Genomic DNA, 19,317 nt, shown 5'->3' with positions numbered 1-19,317 from the left:
GCGCCGCCCTGGCGCGGTAACATGCCGCTCATGTCGAAATACCAGTTCACCTGCGAGGTCGAGCCCCAGTACCTCAGCGAGCAATCCGCGCCCGAGGAGGACCTGTACGCCTTCGCCTACACCATCACCATCACCAACACCGGCGATGTGACGGCGCAGCTGATCGCGCGCCACTGGATCATCGACGACGCGCAGGGCCACACCGAAGAGGTCAAGGGCCTGGGCGTGGTGGGCAACCAGCCGCTGCTGCGCCCCGGCGAGTCCTTCCAGTACACCAGCGGCACGCGGCTGAGCACGCCCTCGGGCAGCATGCGCGGCAGCTATTTCTGCGTGGCGGAAGACGGCGAACGGTTCGAGGCCCCGGTGCCCGAGTTCGCGCTCCAGGCCGACGCCTCCGGCGCGGGCGACGGCCCCGCGCGCGTCCTGCATTGAGCCGGCTGGCCCGCGCGCGCGGCGTGCTCCCCCTCCCGAGCCGAGGCATGGACCTGCCCGCCCTGCTGGACGCGCTGGATGCACAGGCCCCGATGGCGCAACGCCACCTGTGGCTGATCGAACTGCTGCGCTGGGTGCGCGGCGAGGCCGAAGACCCCCAGGCCAGCGTGGCGCGCGTGCGCCTGCTGCTGGACACCGTGCAGACGCGCCCCGAATGGCTGGCGCGCTGGCACGACTGGTGGCGGGTTTTCACCGGCAGCGTGGACGCCACGCCGCTGCTGGCCGACTACGGTTTCGCGCCCCGCACCGCCTTCCTCAGCGAGTTCGGCCACCGGCTGCGCCGCAAGATCCTGCCCGGCACGCCCGAGACCACCGATCTGGCCGAGCTGTTCGGCCTGCTGCTGCCCAGCCGTTTCGACGTGCGCTGGCTCAAGGCGCTGGACAGCGCCACGCTGCAGCGGCTGCACGCCCTGCTGATCGCACCACCGGACGCCCTCCCCACCGCCGCACCGGCGCTGGCAGCGGCCGAGAGCGCCGCGAGCTCGCCCGCCGGCTTCTGGCAGACCGCCCTCATGGACGCGCTGGTGTTCTGCGTGAGCCAGGTCAGCGCCACCGGGTTTGCCTCGGAAATCCGGGTCCGCATGTCCGCCGAGGCCCAGGTCTCGCGCCCGTTCCACGAACTGCCGTCGTCCTTCGAGGTGATGCGCCAGGCGGTGCAGCGGCATGGGCCCCACAGCGCCCAGGCACTGGAGGCGGCCGCGCTGCTGCGCGCCCAGCTCGACGCCTGCCGCCACGCCGCCTACACGGTGTATTCGCACCTCGAAACCCACGGCGTGTCGGTGGGCATCGTGTTCCGGCTGCGCCAGTTGCGCGAGCGCATCGTGCGCGTCAAACAGCTGCTGGACTGCCTGCAGTCCAGCCAGCCCGAACGTGCCACGGTGGCGCTGCTGGCCGATCTGGCGCAGATGAGCCAGGACAACCGCAGCATCCGCGCGCTGATCGCCAGCAGCTCGCACCTGACGGCGGCGAAGGTGGCCGAGCGCAGCGCCGAGAGCGGCGAGTACTACATCACGCGCGACGCGGCCGAATACCGCCAGATGCTGGGCAAGGCCGCGGGCGGCGGCGCGGTGCTGGGCCTGACGACCTGGGTCAAGTTCTCGCTCTACGCGCTGGGGCTGTCGGCGTTCTGGGCCGGCTTTGCCGCCGGGCTCAACTACGCGTTCTTTTTTGTGCTGATCCAGTTGCTGCACCTCACGGTGGCCACCAAACAGCCCGCCGTGACCGCGCCGGCCATGGTGGCCAAGCTCCGGGACATCCGCCAGCCCGGCGCCGTGCGCCGCTTCGTGGACGAGGTGGCCAACCTGTTCCGCTCCCAGATCGCCGCCATCGCGGGCAACGTCGGCCTGGTGATCCCAGTGGTGCTGCTGCTCAGCCTGGCGCTGCGGTTCGTCACCGGCGCGCCCATGATCGACGCCGACCAGGCCCGGCACGTGCTGCACGATCTGCACCTGCTCGGCCCCACCCTGTTGTTTGCCGCGCTCACGGGGGTGCTGCTGTTCGCCTCCAGCATCGTGGCCGGCTGGGTGGAAAACTGGTTCGTGTTCCACAAGCTGGACTCGGCCGTGCGGCACAACCCGCGCTTCACGCGGCTGCTCGGCCCGGCGCGCGCGGCACGCTGGGCCAGCTTTCTGCGGCAGAACATCTCGGGCCTGGCGGCCAACATCTCGCTCGGTTTCATGCTCGGCCTGGTGCCCGCGTTCGCGGCGTTTTTCGGCCTGGGTCTGGACGTGCGCCACGTCACGCTTTCGGCCGGCCAGGTGGCCGCGGCGGCGGCCTCGCTGGGCCTGGGTGTGCTGCGGGAACCGGGCTTCTGGTGGGCGGTGGCCGGCGTGCTGGTGGTCGGGCCGATCAACCTGGCCGTGAGCTTCTACCTCGCCTTCCAGCTGGCGCTGCGTGCGCAGAACATCAGCGAGGTGAACCGCGTGCGCATCCGCGCGTCGATCCGCCACCGCATCCGGCGCGCGCCCCTGAGCTTCCTGTGGCCCCCACGGCATCTGCCCGAGGACGAAGCCGAGGACGCGCCCCTCGACCCCGATGGCCCGGCCTCGGCCATCGATGCCGACGCCCAACGCAGCCATGGGTGAATTCGAACTCATCCGCCGGCATTTCCAGCGCCCCGGCGTGGCGCTGCCCGGCAACGTGGCACGGGGCATCGGCGACGACTGCGCCCTGCTGCAGCCGGCGCCCGGCCACCAGCTCGCCGTGTCCACCGACATGCTGGTCGAGGGCCGGCACTTTTTTCCCGACGTGGCGCCCGAAGCGCTGGGCCACAAAGCACTTGCGGTCAACCTGAGCGATCTCGCCGCCATGGGCGCGCGGCCGCTGGGCTTCACGCTGGCGCTGGCCCTGCCCGCGGCCGACGACGCCTGGCTCAACGCCTTCGCCCGGGGCCTGTTCGCGCTGGCCGACGCGCACGCCTGCCCCCTGGTGGGCGGCGACACCACGCGCGGCCCACTCAACATCTGCATCACGGTGCTCGGTGAGGTGCGCCCCGACCAGGCGCTGCGGCGCGACGCCGCCCGGGCCGGCGACGACCTCTACCTGAGCGGGCGCACCGGCGAAGCGCGACTGGCGCTGGAACTGCTGCTGGGCACCGGCTGGGCCAGCGCGCACACCCCGCCAGACGCCCTGCCCCGGTTGCGCACACGGCTGGAGCGGCCGGTGCCCCGCCTCGCGCTGGGCCAGGCACTCGCGGGCCTGGCGCACGCGGCGATCGACCTGAGCGACGGCCTGGCCGGCGACCTGGGCCATGTGCTGCAGGCCAGCGGCGTGGGCGCCGAGCTGGCACTGGCCGAACTGCCGCTGGCGCCCGATCTGCGGGCCCTGCCCGAAGCCCAGCGGCTGGACTGCCTGCTCAACGGCGGCGACGACTACGAGCTGTTGTTCAGCGCCCCGCCCGGCGCACGCGCCGCCATCGAGGCCGCCGCCCGCACCAGCCAGACCCCCGTGCACCGCGTGGGCCGCATCAGCGCCGAACCGGGCCTGCGCTGGCTGGACGCCGCCGGCCAGCCGGTGGCGCTGCGTGCGCGCGGCTTTGACCACTTCAAGTGAGATGAAGCACCCCCGCCGCGCTGCGCGCGACCCCCTTCAGGGGGCAACGCGATGCGGCCTGGCAAAGCCAGGGCCAAAGCGTTCTGGGCGGGCACGGGCTGCACCGTTTCACACCGCCTCATAATCGATCCACCATGGTTGACACCCCCGATCCGTCCGACCGTTTTGCCGCCAGCGCAGCGCCCATGCTTCGCCCGACCTGGGCCTTTCTGGTCGCCCACCCGGCCCATTTCATTGCGCTCGGCGCGGGTTCGGGCCTGCCCCGTTTCGCCCCGGGCACGGCGGGCACGCTCTGGGCCTGGGTGGTCTTCCTGCTGCTGCAGCCCCGGCTGCCCGACCTGGGCTGGGCGCTGCTGATCGGCGTGGGCACGCTGGTGGGCTGGTGGGCCTGCACGGTCACGGCGCGGCACATGCGCATGGCCGACTCGGGTCACATCGTGGTCGATGAGATCCTGGCCTTCTGGCTGGTGCTGTGGCTGGTCTCGCCCACCAGCATCTGGGGCCAGCTCTACGCCTTCGTGCTGTTCCGTCTGTTCGACGCGGTGAAGATCGGGCCCATGGCCTGGGCCGACCGGCGTTTCAAGGGCTTTGGCCCGCGCGGTGGTTTCGGCATCCTGCTCGACGACTTCGCCGCGGCCGGCTGCACCCTGTTCGTGATCGCCGCCTGGAGGTATTGAGCCCACCCCCGTCGCGTGCTCGCTGCGCGTAGCCGCTCCGCCCCTCAAGGGGCAACACCTGCGGCCTGGCAAAGCCCGTTTCGCGGTGTTCTTGACCGATCCCCCTCACTCACAACCATGACCGCCATGAACCTGCCGCCCACCGCCACACTGGTTGAACAACTGGCCACCGAACTCAAGGCGCGCGGCCAGTTCCTGGCCACGGCCGAGAGCTGCACCGGCGGCCTGATCGCCAGCGCCTGCACCGAGCTCAGTGGATCGAGCGACTGGTTCGAGCGCGGCTTCGTCACCTATTCCAACGCCGCCAAGTCCGAGCTGCTGGGCGTGTCCGCCGCGCTGATCGAAGAACACGGCGCGGTGAGCGAGGCGGTGGCGCGCGCCATGGCCACCGGGGCGGTGGTCAACGCCCACGCGCACTGGTCGGTGGCGGTCACCGGCATTGCCGGCCCCACCGGTGGCAGCGCCGACAAACCGGTGGGCACGGTGTGGTTCGGCTGGGCCACGCCCGAGGGCGTGTTCACCGAACACCAGCGCTTCGACGGCGACCGCGCCGCCGTGCGCCAGGCCACGGTGCGGCACGCGCTGGCCGGGCTGCTGCTCCGCCTGCGCTGACGGGAGCGCCCTCAGACATGGCCGAACCGTTCAAGAACCTCATCAACCCCCGCACCGTGGCGCACGCGGGCGCCCACCTGCAGCGGGTGTGGCCCGGGTTTCAGCGCCAGCGCTTCGAACAGCAGGCCGGCGACGGGCTGGAAGCGCTGGAGTTCAAGGCGCGCGCCATGCAGCTGGCCGACGCGCTGGAGGCCACCCTGCCGGGCGACTTTGCCGCCGCCTGCGAGGTGATGGAAGCCAGCCTGGCGCCGCCGCTGCCGCTGGACGCGCAGGGCGAGCCCATCGCCTTGGCGGCCGACCGACGGGATGAGGGTCTGGCCGGCTGGGTGGTCTGGTCCATGGGCGAGTTCGTGGCGCGGCGCGGCGTGAACGGCGAGGTGCCGCGCGCGCTGGCCTGCCTGCACGCGCTCACCCAGCGTTTCTCGGCCGAGTTCGCGATCCGCCCACTGATCCAGCAACACCCCGGCGTGGTGCTGCCCACCCTGGCGCAGTGGGCGCACGACCCGAGTGCGCATGTGCGCCGGCTGGTGAGCGAGGGTTCGCGCCCGCGCCTGCCCTGGGGCCTGCGGCTGCAAGCCCTGGTGGCCGACCCCGCGCCCACCCTGCCGCTGCTGCGTGTGCTGCAGGACGATGCCAGCGCCTATGTGCGCCGCAGCGTGGCCAACCACCTGAACGACATCGCCAAGGACCACCCCGAGCTGGTGGCCCGCTGGGTCGGCGAGCACCTGCGCGGCGCCACGCCGGACCGCACGGCCCTGCTGCGCCACGCCAGCCGCGGCCTGATCAAGCAGGGCCACCCGCCCACGCTGGCCGCCTGGGGCCTCGGGCTGGGTCTGCAGGGCGAGGCCGGCCTGAGCCTGTCCACCGACCACGCGGCGGTGGGGGAAGACATCGGGCTGCACGTCACGCTGCGCTCCACGGCGCGCACGACCCAGCCGCTGGTGGTGGACTACGCGGTGCACCACGTGCGCGCCAACGGCGGCACCAGCCCCAAGGTGTTCAAGGGCTGGAAGCTGGCGCTGGGTCCGGGCGAGCTGCGCCTCCTGGAAAAACGCCACAGCCTGCGCCCGGTGACCACACGCACGCTCTACCCGGGCAGCCACCGCATCGATCTGCTGGTCAACGGCCAGACCTGCGCCAGCGCCCGTTTCGAGCTGTTGCCCTGATACCCCACGGAGACCCCATGACCGACACACCCTGGTTTGACGGATTCGAGCGGCGCGAGATACCGCTGGGCACCGCCGGCGCGTCACGTCACGTCACGCTGCGCGTGGGTGGCTTGGCGCAGGGCCCGGTGTTGGTGCTGCTGCACGGTTTTCCGCAGACGCACGTGATGTGGCAGCGCGTGGCCCAGCGGCTGCGCGGCGCGTACCGGATCGTCATGCCGGACCTGCGCGGCTACGGCGACTCGCCCGCGCCGGCGGACGCGCCGCGCCACGAACAGGCCAGCAAGCGCGCCATGGCCAGCGACGTGGTGGCGGCACTTGACGCGCTGGGCGTGGACCGGTTCTTCCTCTGCGGCCACGACCGCGGCGGCCGCGTGGCGCACCGGCTGGCGCTGGACTTCCCGCAGCGCGTGCTCAAGCTCGGCGTGATCGACATCGCGCCCACGCTGGACATGTACGCGCGCACCGACATGGACTTCGCCCGCGCCTACGACCACTGGTTCCACCTGATCCAGCCCGCGCCCCTGCCCGAGGCCATGATCGGCGGCGCAGCGCTGGCCTATCTGCATGCCAAGCTCGGCGGCTGGGGCGCGGGCGGCCTGGGCCACATCGAACCCGAGGCACAGGCCGAATACGAGCGCTGCTTCTGCCGGCCCGACGCCATCCACAGCGCCTGCGAGGACTACCGGGCCAGCGCCGACATCGACCTGGAGCACGACCGGCTGGGCCGCGAGCGCGGTGAAGCCATCGCCTGCGACACCCTGGTGCTCTGGGGCGCCAAGGGCGTGGTGCAGCGTTTTTTCGATCCGCTGGCGCTCTGGCAGGCGCGCTGCGCGGCGAGCGTCAGCGGGCAGGCCCTGCCGGCCGGCCACTTCATTCCCGAAGAGCTGCCCGCCGAAACCGCGGCGGCTCTGGCCGGGTTCATGCGGCCCTGAACGCGCGGGTCAACCGCCGTCAGCCCGGGAGGATGTGCGCGTCCAGCCCGCGCCGCGGCGCCGGCCCGACCGCTGGCGCGTAACCCAGGCGTGTCCACATCTGCACCGTCTGGCCCGGTGAAGAGGCATCCAGCAAGTGGTGGATCGCCGCATAGGGCCCGGCCTGCTCGGGGTATTCCTGCAGGGCCTGCTGCAAAGGGTGCATGGACAGGCCCGCGGCCGTGGCGGCGAGCTGCGCACGCACGTAGGCACGGCCCGCGTTCACCTGCGTCGCGCGGTCATTGCCCTGGGTCAGCACCCAGAAAAACGCCGGGGTCGCGGCGATCTTCGCGTTGAAGTCCTCGATCTGGCGTGTGATGGCGGCGTCCCCCGGCGCCGGTGCCCGGCTGCGGTCGAACAGGCCCACGGCGCTCAGCGCGCGCACCAGCGGATCGTTGAGCGAGAGGCCATCGCGGTGCTCGGCGATCTCCTTCGGCCCGATGCGCAGCACCCGCAGCGATTCGAGCATGGTGCGCGGCGTTTCCAGCTCGATGCGCCAGGCCTCCATGGCAATGCGGCGGTGCTGCGCCAGCGCCTCGGCCTGCGCCGCCCCCACGAACCCGGCGCGCACCGCATGGGGCGCGAGGCTGGCGGCGATGGCCTGCAGCGCCGCCGGGTCGGGCTCGCGCGCCTCGTAGGCTTCGCGGTTGGTGTGGCGCTGGAACACCGCCGCAAACAGCGGGTCGGGCCGCAACGAGGCGTCGGGCCGCAATCGGATGTGGGCCGTGGGTCGAGCGTCCAGCGCCTGCGGGCCGAAGGCGCCCTGCGGGAACAGCGTGATCTCGGCACGCAGACCGCGCTGGCGCGCGGCCAGATCCAGCAGTTCCAGGAAAGTGCCCTGGCTCATCATCATCTGGCGCGAGAACGGATCGGTCTCGGGCAGCAGGCGGCTGCGGTCGATGAACAAGGTGATCGCGTCCGGCTCGCGAAGGTCCACCAGCCAGGACTGCAGGTTGTGCGAATGCGGCGCCAGGATGGCGTGGGCCAGCACCCAGCGGCGCGGGTCGGGCTCGTTGCCCGGCCCCTGCCAGGCGGCGATGGCCTCGGGCGGCAATGCGCTGCTGCAGGCCGCCAGGCCGCCCGCGGTGGCGGCCACCACCACGCCGCCACCGGCGATGCGCAAGAAAAGTCGGCGTTGCATGGCGGGCTCCTGTGGGTGGGCGGTCGCGAGGCATCAGGCCGGCGTGGACACAGTGTGCACCCGGGGCTCGGCGACCGCGGGCAGCATGCGCAAATCCTGCAGGGTGTGCGCCAACGCCTGCGGCCAAGGCGTGTGGGGTTCGCTGCCGATCAGCGCCAGCAGGCGGCGGTTGTCCAGCCGGTACGGCCGGTTCCAGAGGTAACGCAGCGCCACCAGCGTGCCCCAGCTCGGCACCAGGGGCCCCAGCAGGGAGAGCAAGGGCCACGGCATGCCACCCACGCGCAGCGGCGCGCCCTCGCGCAACCAGCCCTGCTGCCGGGCCAGCGGCTGCAGGGCATCGACCCAGTCCTGACCCGAGAGGTCGTGGCCACTGAAATGCAGCGATTCGAACGGTGCCATTGCCGCGCGCACGCCGGCCACCGCCACGAACGTTCGGGCCAGGTCGGGCAGGTAGGCCCAAGGGGTGCGCACGTCCAGCGGGCCGGGGAACACCAGCTTGCCGCGCCGCAGGCCGGTGAGCATGGCCAGGTCGAGCCAGGTGCCGCGCCCCTGGCCATAGAAGTTGCCGGCGCGCACGATCACCGCGCGCAACTGGCCCTGGCGGGTGGCCTGCTCCAGCCGCGCTTCCATGTCGGTGCGGATGCGGCCCATGGCCATGCTGGGACGCTGCGGGGAGTCTTCAAGCAGCACGGCCGGCATGGCCTCGCCATGGTTGTACACATTGCCGGGCAGCATGATCGTGGCCCCCAGCGCCTGCGCCACCGCCATGCCGGACCGCAGCAGCGGCCAGGCTTCGCGCGCCCAGGCCTGGCGCGTGTAGTGGTTGGGGTTGAGCGCATGCACCACCACCGAGGCGCCGCCGCCGCGACGCACCTGCGCGACCAGCGCCTCGACCGCCTCCGGGGTGTCCAGCGCCTGCGCCAGCCACGTGACGCCGGGCACCTCGGGGGCCATGGCGCCGTGCCGCATCTGGGCCAGCACGCGCCAGCCGCCGCGCGCAAAAGCCTGGGCCGCGGCCAGGCCGAAGCGGCCACGGCCACCGAGGATCAGCACCGTCTCGGCGGTGTGTGAAGAAGGCAGATCGTGCATGAGAGGACTCCATGGGGCGCCGACCACCGGCACCATGGGATCGATTGTGGAAACATCCACCCCCATACACAATGGCCTGAAACCGAACACCAGACATACACATATGCATACCGGAGACTTCAACTGGACCCTGATCCGCTCGTTTCTGGCCGCGCTCGACCACGGCAGCCTGATGGCGGCCGCGCGCGGCCTGGCCACCAGCCAGCCCACGGTGGGTCGCCACATCGGGGAGCTCGAAACGCAGCTGGGTGTGGTGCTGTTCGAGCGCACCGGCCGCGGCCTGCTGCCCACCGCCCACGCGCTGCGGCTGGCCGACGCGGCGCGCGCCATGTCGGTCGCGGCCGACCAGCTCGCGCGCCAGGCCTCGGGCGCGCAGGCCGACCCGCGCGGCTCGGTGCGCATCAGCGCGAGCCAGCCCGTCACCTGCGTGCTGTTGCCGCCGGTGCTGCTGCAGATGCGCCAGGCGCTGCCCGACATCCAGATCGAGCTGGTGTCGAGCAACGCGGTGAGCAACCTGCTGCAACGCGAGGCCGACATCGCGCTGCGCATGGTGCGACCCGACCAGGGCTCGCTGGTGACCAGGCGTGTCGGGCAGGTCGCCATCGGCACCTTTGCGCACCGGGACTACCTGCGCCGGCGCGGCACGCCACGGGTGCCCGAGGACCTGCTGACCCACGACCTGATCGGCTACGACCGCAACACCGACATCGTGCAGGGCTTCGCCCGCATGGGCTACCCGATCGAGCGCGAGCGCTTCGCGGTGCGCACCGACGACCTCAACGCCTACCAGGCAGCGGTGGACGCGGGGCTGGGCGTGGGTTTTCTGGCCCGCTACGTGGCCCGCCAGAGCCCGGACCTGGTGCCGCTGCTGCCCATGCTGCCCATACCGCCGCTGCCGGTGTGGCTGGCGGTGCACCGCGAGATCCGCAGCAACCCGCGCATCCGCGCGGTGTGGGACTTCCTCGCGCGGGCGTTGCCGCAGGCGCTAAGCTGAGCGCCGTTGCCCCTCTCACCCAAGGAAATCCGATGCTCACCGTCCACCACCTGAACAACTCGCGCTCGCAGCGCGTGCTCTGGCTGCTTGAAGAACTGGGCGTGCCCTACGAGATCCAGCGCTACGAGCGCGACCCCGAGACCATGCTGGCGCCACCCTCGCTGCGCCAGGTGCACCCGCTGGGCAAGTCGCCGGTGGTCACCGACGGCGAGGCCACGCTGGCCGAGTCGGGCGCCATCATCGAGTACCTGGTGGAGACCTATGGCGAGGGCCGTCTCGCGCCCACGGCGGGCACACCCGCGTTTCGGCGCTACCGCTACTGGCTGCACTACGCGGAGGGCTCGCTCATGCCGCCCCTGCTGCTCAAGCTGGTGTTCGACCAGGTGGAAAAGGCGCCTCTGCTGGTGCGCCCGGTGGCCAAGGCGATCTCGGCCACGGTCAAGCGCCGCTTCATCACCCCCAACCTCACGCAGCACCTGGATTTCCTGGAGGCCGAGCTGGCCAGTTCACCCTGGTTCGCCGGGCGCTCGTTCAGCGCGGCCGACGTGCAGATGAGCTTTCCGGTGGAGGCCGCGGCCGCACGCGCGGGGCTGGACGAGAGCCGTCCCAAGCTGATGGACTGGCTGCGCCGCATCCACGCTCGACCCGCCTACCAGCGCGCCATCGAGCAGGGCGGCCCGTTCGAGCTGATGGCCTGATCGGCGCCCCTGGAGGGCTTGTTCTGGACTCGTCGAAGGAAGGAGTCGGCCCGAGCGGGAGACGGCGGCCATGCGTGCAGCGCCGCCGCTCGGGGGACTATTCACCCATGCCGTGGCACTTCTTGTATTTTTTGCCGCTGCCACACCAGCAGGGGTCGTTGCGCCCCGGGGTATCGGCCTTGCGCGCGGACGCGATGCGCGGCCCCAGGCTCTGCCAGAGCTGGCGCAGGTCGTACACCGCCCAGATGGCCGCGCCAAACGCGTTCAGGCGCTCGTCGCTCACGCTGGGCGCACCGTCTTCGCTGTGCATGCAGACCGTGGGCGGATCGGTGTCGTCCTCGGTCAGCGCCACGATGGCGTCGAGCGCGTCGTTGAGCCAGCCGGCCGCTTCCTTGTCGCGCGGGGCGGCCCATTCTTCGGGCCAGCTTTCCACCACGAACATGAAGCCCAGGGCCCAGACCTGGCCGAACGCGGGCAAGGCCTGATCGCCCATTTCGGCGCGTGCTTCCTCGGACAGGCTGGCCACCGCGCCGCGCACGTCCATCACCTCGGGGTGGTAGCTGCGTTCGTCTTCGAGTGTCTCGACCGGGGCGCCCAGCGCCGTGGCGACCTCGTTCCAGCGCCGTGTCCACAGCTCCATGAAACGCGCGAACTGCGCGTCGTCCGCGAAATGGGTGTCTTCGGGATCGCTGCCGGGCACGCCCGGCGCGCTGTCGCCAGTGCCGAGCAGCACGGGAAAGTACTCGCTGGGCAGGATCAGGCGGCGCGTGCACAGCAGCGCGGCCATGGCACCTTCGCAGAACTCCCACTGCGGCACGTCCTCGCCGCGCGTGCGCAGGTCGTCCAGGATGGCGTCGAGCGCATCAAAATCGTCGTTGTCCATGGGGACGGGCGTGGTATCGGTGTTCATGGGGGAAAACGGCAGCGGGTTTTATGATGCTGGGCAGTGTAAGCCCCCAAGGAACCCATGCTCGAACGCCTCAACGCCATTTATCCGGTGCGCTACACCGCGTTCGCCCTGTGCGTTCTGTGCGCGCTGCTCAGTCTGTTCACGCTGGTGGGCTTTGGGGTCGGGGCACTGGTTTTCGTGTTGTCCACGGGGCTCTCGGTGCTGGGGTTCTGGGACCTGCGCCAGACCAAAAGCTCGGTGCTGCGCAACTACCCGGTCATCGGCCACTTCCGCTTCATGCTGGAAAAGATCCGGCCCGAGATCCGCCAGTATTTTCTGGAGAGCGACACCGAGGCCACGCCGTTTTCGCGCAGCCAGCGCAGCCTGGCCTACGCGCGCGCCAAGGGCGAGACCGACAAACGCCCGTTCGGCACCCAGCGCGACATGCGGGCCGTCGGGCACGAGTGGCTCAACCACTCGCTCGCGCCCACCGCGCTGGACTCGCACGATTTTCGCGTCACCATTGGCGGCCCTGCCTGCACCCAGCCCTACGCGGCCAGCGTGTTCAACATCTCGGCCATGAGCTTCGGCGCGCTGTCGGCCAACGCCATCCAGGCGCTCAACGCGGGCGCCAAGCGGGGCGGCTTCGCGCACGACACGGGCGAAGGCTCCATCTCGGCCTGGCACCGGCTCAACGGCGGCGACCTGATCTGGGAGATCGGCTCGGGCTACTTCGGCTGCCGAGGCGACGACGGGTTGTTCAGCGAGGACAAGTTCAAGGCCAACGCACTCGATGCCCAGGTCCGGATGATCGAGATCAAGCTCAGCCAGGGCGCCAAACCGGGCCATGGTGGCGTGCTGCCGGGCGCCAAGGTGACGCCCGAGATCGCCGCCGCGCGCGGCGTGCCGATCGGCGTGGACTGTGTTTCGCCCGCCGCGCACAGCGCGTTCTCGACCCCCATGGAGCTGATGCAATTCGTCGCGCGGTTGCGCGAGCTCTCGGGCGGAAAACCGACCGGTTTCAAGCTCTGCATCGGCCACCCCTGGGAATGGTTTGCCATCGTCAAGGCCATGCTGGAGACCGGCATCACGCCCGACTTCATCGTGGTCGACGGCGCCGAGGGCGGCACCGGGGCCGCACCACTGGAGTTCACCGACCACGTGGGGGCGCCGCTGCAGGAAGGCCTGCGCCTGGTGCACAACACGCTGGTGGGCGTGAACCTGCGCGACCGCATCAAAATCGGCGCCTCAGGCAAGGTGGTGAGCGCCTTCGACATCGCACGCTGCCTGGCCATCGGTGCCGACTGGTGCAACAGCGCACGCGGCTTCATGTTCGCCCTGGGCTGCATCCAGGCCCAATCCTGCCACACCGGCCAGTGCCCCACCGGTGTCTCCACGCAGGACCCGGTGCGCCAGCAGGCGCTGGTGGTGCCCGCCAAGGCCACACGGGTGTTCAACTTCCATCAGCAGACCCTGAAGGCGCTGCAGGAACTGGTGCAGGCGGCCGGCTTGCAGCACCCGGGCGACATCACGGCGCAACACATCGTGCGCCGCGTCAACGAAAACGAAGTGCGCCTGCTCGCCAACCTGTTGCCCATCACCCAGCCCGGAGCCCTGCTGCAGGGTTCCGAAGGGCAGCACGCGGTGTTCACCACCTACTGGGAACAGGCGCGGGCCGACCGGTTCGGCCTGACCTGACCCGCACGCCACATCGGCCTCCGACGCAGCGCATGGTCTGAGCAACGACATCCCCACCCGTTTCCCACACCAAGGAAAAGACATGCCGTCCAGCCCCCGCTCGCCACAGGTGTCCCCCAACAACCCCTGTCCCTTCCTGAGGGCGCTGGTCGCCCAGGGCCTGCTGGCCGACGACGTGGCCAGCCTCGGGACGGTCACCAGCACCATTGCCGAGGTGGCGAACGCAGGCGATGGACAACCAGCGCTCCCTGCCGCGGCGATCCGGGCGATCGCGCTGCTGGCGAACGGACTCACGCCACTGCAAATGGCGCGCAACGGTTTTGGTGGCCTGCGCTTGAACGAACTGAGGAATGGTCCCTTGGACAAGAAGGGCGCCGGTTCACGCATTCTGGATGCGACGGCCAAGGTCAGCGCGAAAGAGCTCGCACGGCTTGCGGAATTTGCGAGCGAGAAAACCGATGTCGATGGTCGCACCGAACCCGGGCTCGATCTGGAGGAACTGCAGCGCATGATGGACGCCAACTTTGCGCGCGCGGCCGGCAACCGGCGCAGCATCGACAGAAAGCTGATGGACGGCGAATGGCCCATCCTGCTGAAGGTGATGGGCAAACAAGGCAAGACTGGCCGGTACCTCAGCCTCAAAGAAGTGGGGGAGCTGTTTGTCGAACGCCGACTGCCAGAGCGGATGTCGAGGCGACTGACGAAGGTCTGACGAGCGCTCGATCAGGTCGCTACCGATGCGCCCGGCAGAGGGCCTGTGGGATTGGCCCCTCTAACCACCAACAAGGCGCCCCGTTGGAGCCCACGACTTCTGCAGCCCACAAACAAAAAAGCCCACGTTACCGTGGGCTTCAATGACAAGCCAGGGGCTTGATTGGATTGGTTGCGGAGGCAAGATTTGAACTTGCGACCTTTGGGTTATGAGCCCAACGAGCTACCAGGCTGCTCCACTCCGCGTCAAGCCTTGTATTCTATCACGCTTTCGCGTCGTCGGCCGCCGGAGCGGCATCTTCTGCACGATCCACCAGTTCGACCAGCGCCATGGGTGCATTGTCGCCCACGCGGTAGCCCATCTTCAGGATGCGGGTATAGCCACCCGGGCGGGCTGCGAAGCGCGGGCCCAGTTCGTTGAAGAGCTTGACGACCACATCACGGTCGCGCAGGCGGTCAAAAGCCAGACGGCGGTTTGCCACGGTCGCGACCTTGGCCAGGGTGATCATGGGTTCCACGACGCGGCGCAGCTCTTTGGCCTTGGGCACCGTGGTCTTGATGACTTCGTGCGTGAGCAGCGAGTTCATCATGTTGCGCAGCATGGCGAGGCGGTGCTCGCTGGTGCGGTTGAGTTTACGTAGTCCGTGTCCGTGACGCATGGTGATTTCCTTTCAGTGTTTTGCCTCCAGCCGTATCAGGTACTGGAGGTTCGTCAGACTTTGATCGACGAGTTCAGTGTTTGTCGAGACCAGCCGGCGGCCAGTTTTCGAGCTTCATGCCCAAGGTCAGGCCGCGCGAAGCGAGCACTTCCTTGATCTCGTTGAGCGACTTGCGACCCAGGTTGGGGGTCTTCAGCAACTCATTCTCGGTGCGCTGGATCAGATCACCGATGTAATAGATGTTCTCCGCCTTGAGGCAGTTGGCCGAACGGACCGTGAGTTCCAGCTCGTCCACCGGACGCAGCAGGATCGGATCGAACTGCTGCGAGCTGCGCTGGGCCGGCGCGTCAAAGGCGGAGAGTTCCACGCCTTCGAGTTGCGCGAACACCGCCAGCTGTTCCACCAGGATCTTGGCCGACGCGCGCACCGCTTCTTCCGGGCCGATCGAACCATTGGTCTCGATTTCAAGCACCAGCTTGTCCAGGTCGGTACGCTGCTCCACGCGAGCGCTTTCAACGGTGTAGCTCACGCGCTTGACGGGCGAGAACGAAGCGTCGAGCACGATGCGGCCAATCGAACGCGACTGGTCGTCGTTGCGGCGCAGGCTGCCGGGCACGTAACCGCGGCCCTTTTCGACCTTGATCTGCATGTCCAGCTTGGCGCCGGCAGACAGCGTGGCGATCACATGGCCGGGGTTGACGATCTCGACATCGTGCGGCGTCTGAATGTCGGCCGCCGTGACCAGACCTTCACCGTCCTTGCGCAGGCTCAAGGTCACTTCGTCGCGGTTGTGCAACTTGAAGACCACACCTTTGAGGTTCAGCAACATGTTCACGACATCTTCCTGCACACCATCAATGGAGGAGTATTCGTGAACCACGCCGGCAATGGTGACCTCGGTCGGTGCATGCCCGGTCATCGAGGACAGCAAGACCCGGCGCAGGGCATTGCCCAGCGTGTGACCGTAGCCACGTTCAAAAGGCTCGAGCGTCACTTTGGCGCGATGGGTCGACAGTTGCTCGACGTTGATGGTTTTGGGCTTCAGCAGATTGTTCAGCATTCAAACTTCCTTCAGTACCCTCGGCTCGTTACACCGATAAGGCAGACGGAGCATGGCCCGGTCACACCGTGCAGGCGCAGACCGGGAACGAAATTAACGGGAATACAGTTCGACGATCAGCGATTCGTTGATGTCGGCACCGAACTCATCGCGGTCGGGCGACTTCTTGAACACGCCTTCGGCCTTGTCCACGGCCACGTCAACCCAGGCGGGGAAACCGATCTGCTTGGCGAGTTCCAGCGCTTCGATCACACGGGCCTGCTTCTTGGACTTCTCACGCACCGCGACCACGTCGCCGGCCTTGACCGAGTAGGAGGGGATGTTGACCGACTTGCCGTTGACGGTGATCGCCTTGTGCGACACGATCTGGCGGGCTTCGGCACGGGTAGAAGCAAAACCCATGCGGAAGACGACGTTGTCCAGACGGGCTTCCAGCAAGAACAACAGGTTGGCGCCGGTGTTGCCGCGGCGACGGTCCGCCTCGGCGAAATAGCGGCGGAACTGACGTTCCAGCACGCCGTATGTGCGCTTGACCTTCTGCTTTTCACGCAGTTGCAGGCCGAAGTCCGACGTGCGTTGGCCAGAGGTGCGGCCGTGTTGGCCCGGCTTGGAGTCGAATTTGGCCTTGTCGCTGATCGAACGGCGTGCGCTTTTGAGCAACAGGTCCGAGCCTTCACGGCGGGAGAGTTTGGCCTTGGGGCCGAGGTAACGTGCCACGTTGGTTTCCTTGAATCACACTGCCGCAACCCGATGTTGCGGGAGCCTCCCGTTGGACGGGGGCGGTGGGCTTAGCAAAAATGCCACCGCAGGCGACTGCGGTGGCGCTCGAGAAAAAAGCTTTTGATTGTACCGCGCTGGCGGCACCGCCTCAAATGAGGCGATTTAGATGCGACGACGCTTCTGCGGACGGCAACCGTTGTGCGGCACCGGCGTCACGTCGGCAATCGAGTTGATCCGGATGCCCAACGCACCCAGTGCACGCACCGAGGACTCACGACCCGGGCCCGGGCCCTTGATCTCGACATCCAGGTTCTTGATGCCCTGCTCGATCGCGGCTCGACCCGCGACTTCCGAAGCCACCTGGGCCGCAAAAGGCGTCGACTTGCGCGAACCCTTGAAGCCCTGACCACCCGAAGACGCCCAGGACAAGGCGTTGCCCTGACGGTCGGTGATGGTGATGATGGTGTTGTTGAACGACGCGTGCACGTGGGCAATGCCGTCGGCAATGTTCTTGCGGACTTTTTTGCGAACGCGGGCAGATGCGCTGCTGGAGGGAGACTTAGCCATGAGGATCCTTCAAACCGATTACTTCTTCAGCGACTGGGCCGCCTTGCGGGGACCCTTGCGCGTGCGGGCGTTGGTCTTGGTGCGCTGACCACGGACTGGCAAACCACGACGGTGGCGGAAGCCACGGTAGCAACCAATGTCCATCAAACGCTTGATGTTCATGGTGGTTTCACGGCGCAGGTCACCCTCGATCGTGAACACACCGACCTGGTCACGGACTTTTTCAAGTTCCGCGTCGCTCAAGTCCTTGATTTTCTTGGCGTAGTCGATGCCGCAGGCTTCGCAAATCTTGCGAGCACGGGTACGGCCAATGCCAAAAATTGCCGTCAAGCCGATTTCGGCGTGCTTGTGCGGCGGAATGTTGATGCCTGCAATACGAGCCATGTTGGTCCTCTGAACTTCCGAATCAGCCTTGACGCTGCTTGTGGCGGGGATCGGTGCAAATCACTCGCACGATGCCATGCCGCTTGATGATCTTACAGTTGCGGCACATTTTTTTGACCGAAGCCGAAACTCTCATAGTCTTCTCCTAGATATTCCAAAAATATTCAACCAGCCACCGCTCACTTCGAGCGAAACACAATCCGCGCCCGGGTGAGGTCGTAGGGCGTGAGTTCTACCTTGACCTTGTCACCCGGCAGGATGCGGATGTAATGCATCCTCATCTTGCCGGAGATGTGTCCCAAAACCACATGACCATTTTCGAGCTTGACCCTGAAAGTCGCATTGGGCAGGTTTTCAAGCACCTCGCCCTGCATTTCGATCACATCGTCCTTGGCCATACGCAAAGCTCAAAGGGAGGTTTTGAAATTGGCCTTTTTAAGCAGCGATTCGTATTGCTGCGACATCATGTAGTTCTGCACCTGGGCCATGAAGTCCATGGTGACCACCACGATGATCAACAGTGACGTGCCACCAAAATAGAAAGGCACGTTGTACTTCAGGATCAGAAACTCGGGCAGCAGGCAGACGGCGGTGATATAGATCGCGCCGGCCAGCGTCAGTCGCAACAATATCTTGTCGATGTAGCGGGCCGTCTGGTCACCGGGGCGAATGCCCGGGATGAACGCGCCACTCTTCTTCAGGTTGTCGGCGGTTTCGCGGCTGTTGAACACCAGCGCCGTGTAGAAGAAGCAGAAGAAAACAATGGCCGCAGCGTACAACGCCACATAGATCGGTTGACCCGGCGACAAGGCCGAAGCGATGTCGCGCAGCCAACGGGTCGAGTCGCCGGTGCTCACCCAGCTCACCACCGTGGTGGGCAGCAGGATGATGCTGGAGGCAAAGATCGGCGGAATCACGCCGGCCATGTTCAGCTTGAGCGGCAGGTGCGATGACTGACCGCCATACACCTTGTTGCCCACCTGACGCCGAGCGTAGTTCACCAGAATCTTGCGCTGACCGCGTTCGACAAACACCACGAAGTAGGTGACCAGGATCACCAGCGCGATGATGAAAATCGACACCAGGATGTTCATGGCGCCGGTACGCACCAGTTCAAGCAAGCCACCAATGGCGCTCGGCAGACCCGCCGCGATACCCGCGAAGATCAGGATCGAAATCCCGTTGCCCAGACCGCGCTCGGTGATCTGCTCGCCCAGCCACATCAGGAACATCGTTCCCGCCACCAAGCTGACCACGGCGGTCAGGCGAAAGCCCATACCGGGATCGATCACGAGCCCCTGCTGACCTTCCAGCGCCAGGGCGATGCCCATGGACTGGAAGATGGCCAGGGCCAGCGTGCCGTAACGGGTGTAGGACGTGATCTTGCGACGACCGGCTTCGCCTTCCTTCTTCAGTTGCTCGAACGTAGGCACCACATAGGTCATCAACTGCATGATGATCGACGCCGAGATGTACGGCATGATGCCCAACGCGAACACGGTGAAGCGCGACAACGCTCCGCCCGAGAACATGTTGAAGAGGCTGAGAATACCGCCGGCCTGGCCCTTGAACAGCTGTTCCAGCTGGGCGGGGTCGATGCCGGGCACAGGAATGTGCGCCCCGATGCGGTAAACCACCAGCGCCAACAACAGGAACACCAGCCGGCGACGCAGGTCGCCGAACTTTCCTGTTTTGGCCAGAGTCGTGGATCCAGTTGCCACAGATTGCTTCCGCT

The 19,317-nt window shown here is 67.8% G+C and carries 22 protein-coding genes and 1 tRNA gene; 11 read left to right on the top strand and 12 right to left on the bottom strand.

The window, feature by feature from the left end; genetic code table 11:
* The first annotated feature begins 30 nt into the window (after positions 1-30).
* From apaG to AC07YZ_RS23240, 7 genes are all read left to right on the top strand, one after another.
* On the top strand, positions 31-432 hold the full coding sequence (gene apaG / locus AC07YZ_RS23270; RefSeq protein ID WP_226494601.1) for a Co2+/Mg2+ efflux facilitator ApaG/CorD: 402 nt from the start codon (positions 31-33) through the stop codon (positions 430-432).
* 47 nt (positions 433-479) lie between these two features.
* Complete coding sequence (gene tlpB / locus AC07YZ_RS23265) at positions 480-2,576, top strand: transporter-like protein TlpB (RefSeq protein ID WP_494796527.1); 2,097 nt, start codon at positions 480-482, stop codon at positions 2,574-2,576.
* Positions 2,569-3,543 carry a thiamine-phosphate kinase gene (thiL, locus tag AC07YZ_RS23260; protein ID WP_226490189.1) on the top strand — a complete coding sequence of 325 codons (975 nt, stop codon included), beginning with the start codon at positions 2,569-2,571 and terminating at the stop codon, positions 3,541-3,543. Before tlpB ends, thiL begins: the two co-directional genes overlap by 8 nt.
* Before the next feature lie 134 nt (positions 3,544-3,677).
* A complete protein-coding gene (locus AC07YZ_RS23255; protein ID WP_494796526.1) occupies positions 3,678-4,220 on the top strand; it encodes a phosphatidylglycerophosphatase A family protein in 543 nt (180 codons plus the stop codon).
* Positions 4,221-4,346: 126 nt separating this feature from the next.
* Positions 4,347-4,832 (top strand): CinA family protein, encoded by a 486-nt coding sequence (locus AC07YZ_RS23250; protein ID WP_226494603.1) that lies wholly within the window; start codon positions 4,347-4,349, stop codon positions 4,830-4,832.
* A gap of 17 nt (positions 4,833-4,849) precedes the next feature.
* Complete coding sequence (locus AC07YZ_RS23245) at positions 4,850-5,998, top strand: DNA alkylation repair protein (protein ID WP_494796525.1); 1,149 nt, start codon at positions 4,850-4,852, stop codon at positions 5,996-5,998.
* A gap of 17 nt (positions 5,999-6,015) precedes the next feature.
* On the top strand, positions 6,016-6,933 hold the full coding sequence (locus AC07YZ_RS23240; protein ID WP_494796524.1) for an alpha/beta fold hydrolase: 918 nt from the start codon (positions 6,016-6,018) through the stop codon (positions 6,931-6,933).
* 19 nt (positions 6,934-6,952) lie between these two features.
* Here the strand turns inward: AC07YZ_RS23240 and AC07YZ_RS23235 are convergent, their stop codons facing one another.
* Positions 6,953-8,113: an Acg family FMN-binding oxidoreductase gene (locus tag AC07YZ_RS23235; protein ID WP_494796523.1), complete on the bottom strand. Its 1,161-nt coding sequence runs from the start codon at positions 8,111-8,113 to the stop codon at positions 6,953-6,955.
* A 33-nt stretch (positions 8,114-8,146) separates the two neighbouring features.
* The gene (locus tag AC07YZ_RS23230) at positions 8,147-9,202 is read right to left on the bottom strand and encodes an NAD-dependent epimerase/dehydratase family protein (RefSeq protein ID WP_494796522.1); all 1,056 of its coding nucleotides are present in this window, start codon (positions 9,200-9,202) and stop codon (positions 8,147-8,149) included.
* Positions 9,203-9,305: 103 nt separating this feature from the next.
* Here AC07YZ_RS23230 and AC07YZ_RS23225 point away from each other — a divergent pair, with 103 nt between their 5' ends.
* Complete coding sequence (locus tag AC07YZ_RS23225) at positions 9,306-10,196, top strand: LysR family transcriptional regulator (protein ID WP_494796521.1); 891 nt, start codon at positions 9,306-9,308, stop codon at positions 10,194-10,196.
* A gap of 32 nt (positions 10,197-10,228) precedes the next feature.
* Positions 10,229-10,894 carry a glutathione S-transferase family protein gene (locus tag AC07YZ_RS23220; RefSeq protein ID WP_494796520.1) on the top strand — a complete coding sequence of 222 codons (666 nt, stop codon included), beginning with the start codon at positions 10,229-10,231 and terminating at the stop codon, positions 10,892-10,894.
* Positions 10,895-10,991: 97 nt separating this feature from the next.
* On the opposite strand, the gene AC07YZ_RS23215 is transcribed toward AC07YZ_RS23220, so the two are convergent.
* Positions 10,992-11,804: a UPF0149 family protein gene (locus AC07YZ_RS23215; RefSeq protein ID WP_494796519.1), complete on the bottom strand. Its 813-nt coding sequence runs from the start codon at positions 11,802-11,804 to the stop codon at positions 10,992-10,994.
* 57 nt (positions 11,805-11,861) lie between these two features.
* Between AC07YZ_RS23215 and AC07YZ_RS23210 the strand changes: the two genes are divergently transcribed.
* A complete protein-coding gene (locus tag AC07YZ_RS23210; RefSeq protein WP_494796518.1) occupies positions 11,862-13,481 on the top strand; it encodes an FMN-binding glutamate synthase family protein in 1,620 nt (539 codons plus the stop codon).
* Between the two features lie 82 nt (positions 13,482-13,563).
* A complete protein-coding gene (locus AC07YZ_RS23205; protein WP_494796517.1) occupies positions 13,564-14,193 on the top strand; it encodes a hypothetical protein in 630 nt (209 codons plus the stop codon).
* Positions 14,194-14,361: 168 nt separating this feature from the next.
* Here the strand turns inward: AC07YZ_RS23205 and AC07YZ_RS23200 are convergent.
* From AC07YZ_RS23200 to secY, 9 genes are all read right to left on the bottom strand, one after another.
* A tRNA-Met gene (locus AC07YZ_RS23200) sits at positions 14,362-14,438 on the bottom strand.
* Between the two features lie 17 nt (positions 14,439-14,455).
* Entirely contained in the window at positions 14,456-14,851 is a 396-nt protein-coding gene (rplQ, locus tag AC07YZ_RS23195) for a 50S ribosomal protein L17 (protein WP_177137295.1), read from the bottom strand.
* 73 nt (positions 14,852-14,924) lie between these two features.
* Positions 14,925-15,911 (bottom strand): DNA-directed RNA polymerase subunit alpha, encoded by a 987-nt coding sequence (locus AC07YZ_RS23190; protein ID WP_226490199.1) that lies wholly within the window; start codon positions 15,909-15,911, stop codon positions 14,925-14,927.
* A 93-nt stretch (positions 15,912-16,004) separates the two neighbouring features.
* Complete coding sequence (rpsD, locus tag AC07YZ_RS23185) at positions 16,005-16,628, bottom strand: 30S ribosomal protein S4 (protein WP_068174959.1); 624 nt, start codon at positions 16,626-16,628, stop codon at positions 16,005-16,007.
* Positions 16,629-16,793: 165 nt separating this feature from the next.
* Positions 16,794-17,198 (bottom strand): 30S ribosomal protein S11, encoded by a 405-nt coding sequence (rpsK, locus tag AC07YZ_RS23180; RefSeq protein WP_068174956.1) that lies wholly within the window; start codon positions 17,196-17,198, stop codon positions 16,794-16,796.
* An 18-nt stretch (positions 17,199-17,216) separates the two neighbouring features.
* Entirely contained in the window at positions 17,217-17,582 is a 366-nt protein-coding gene (gene rpsM / locus AC07YZ_RS23175) for a 30S ribosomal protein S13 (protein WP_226490200.1), read from the bottom strand.
* Between the two features lie 22 nt (positions 17,583-17,604).
* Positions 17,605-17,718 carry a 50S ribosomal protein L36 gene (gene rpmJ, locus AC07YZ_RS23170; RefSeq protein WP_084236402.1) on the bottom strand — a complete coding sequence of 38 codons (114 nt, stop codon included), beginning with the start codon at positions 17,716-17,718 and terminating at the stop codon, positions 17,605-17,607.
* 43 nt (positions 17,719-17,761) lie between these two features.
* A complete protein-coding gene (gene infA, locus AC07YZ_RS23165) occupies positions 17,762-17,980 on the bottom strand; it encodes a translation initiation factor IF-1 (RefSeq protein ID WP_226490201.1) in 219 nt (72 codons plus the stop codon).
* 9 nt (positions 17,981-17,989) lie between these two features.
* Positions 17,990-19,303, bottom strand: coding sequence for a preprotein translocase subunit SecY (gene secY / locus AC07YZ_RS23160; protein WP_226490202.1), 1,314 nt, complete (start codon positions 19,301-19,303; stop codon positions 17,990-17,992).
* Positions 19,304-19,317: the final 14 nt, after the last annotated feature.

It is taken from the genome of Hydrogenophaga sp. GW101-3F08 (assembly GCF_059424585.1).
The sequence above is the reverse complement of the archived record's forward strand: the minus strand, read 5'-3'. Positions and strand labels throughout refer to the sequence as shown.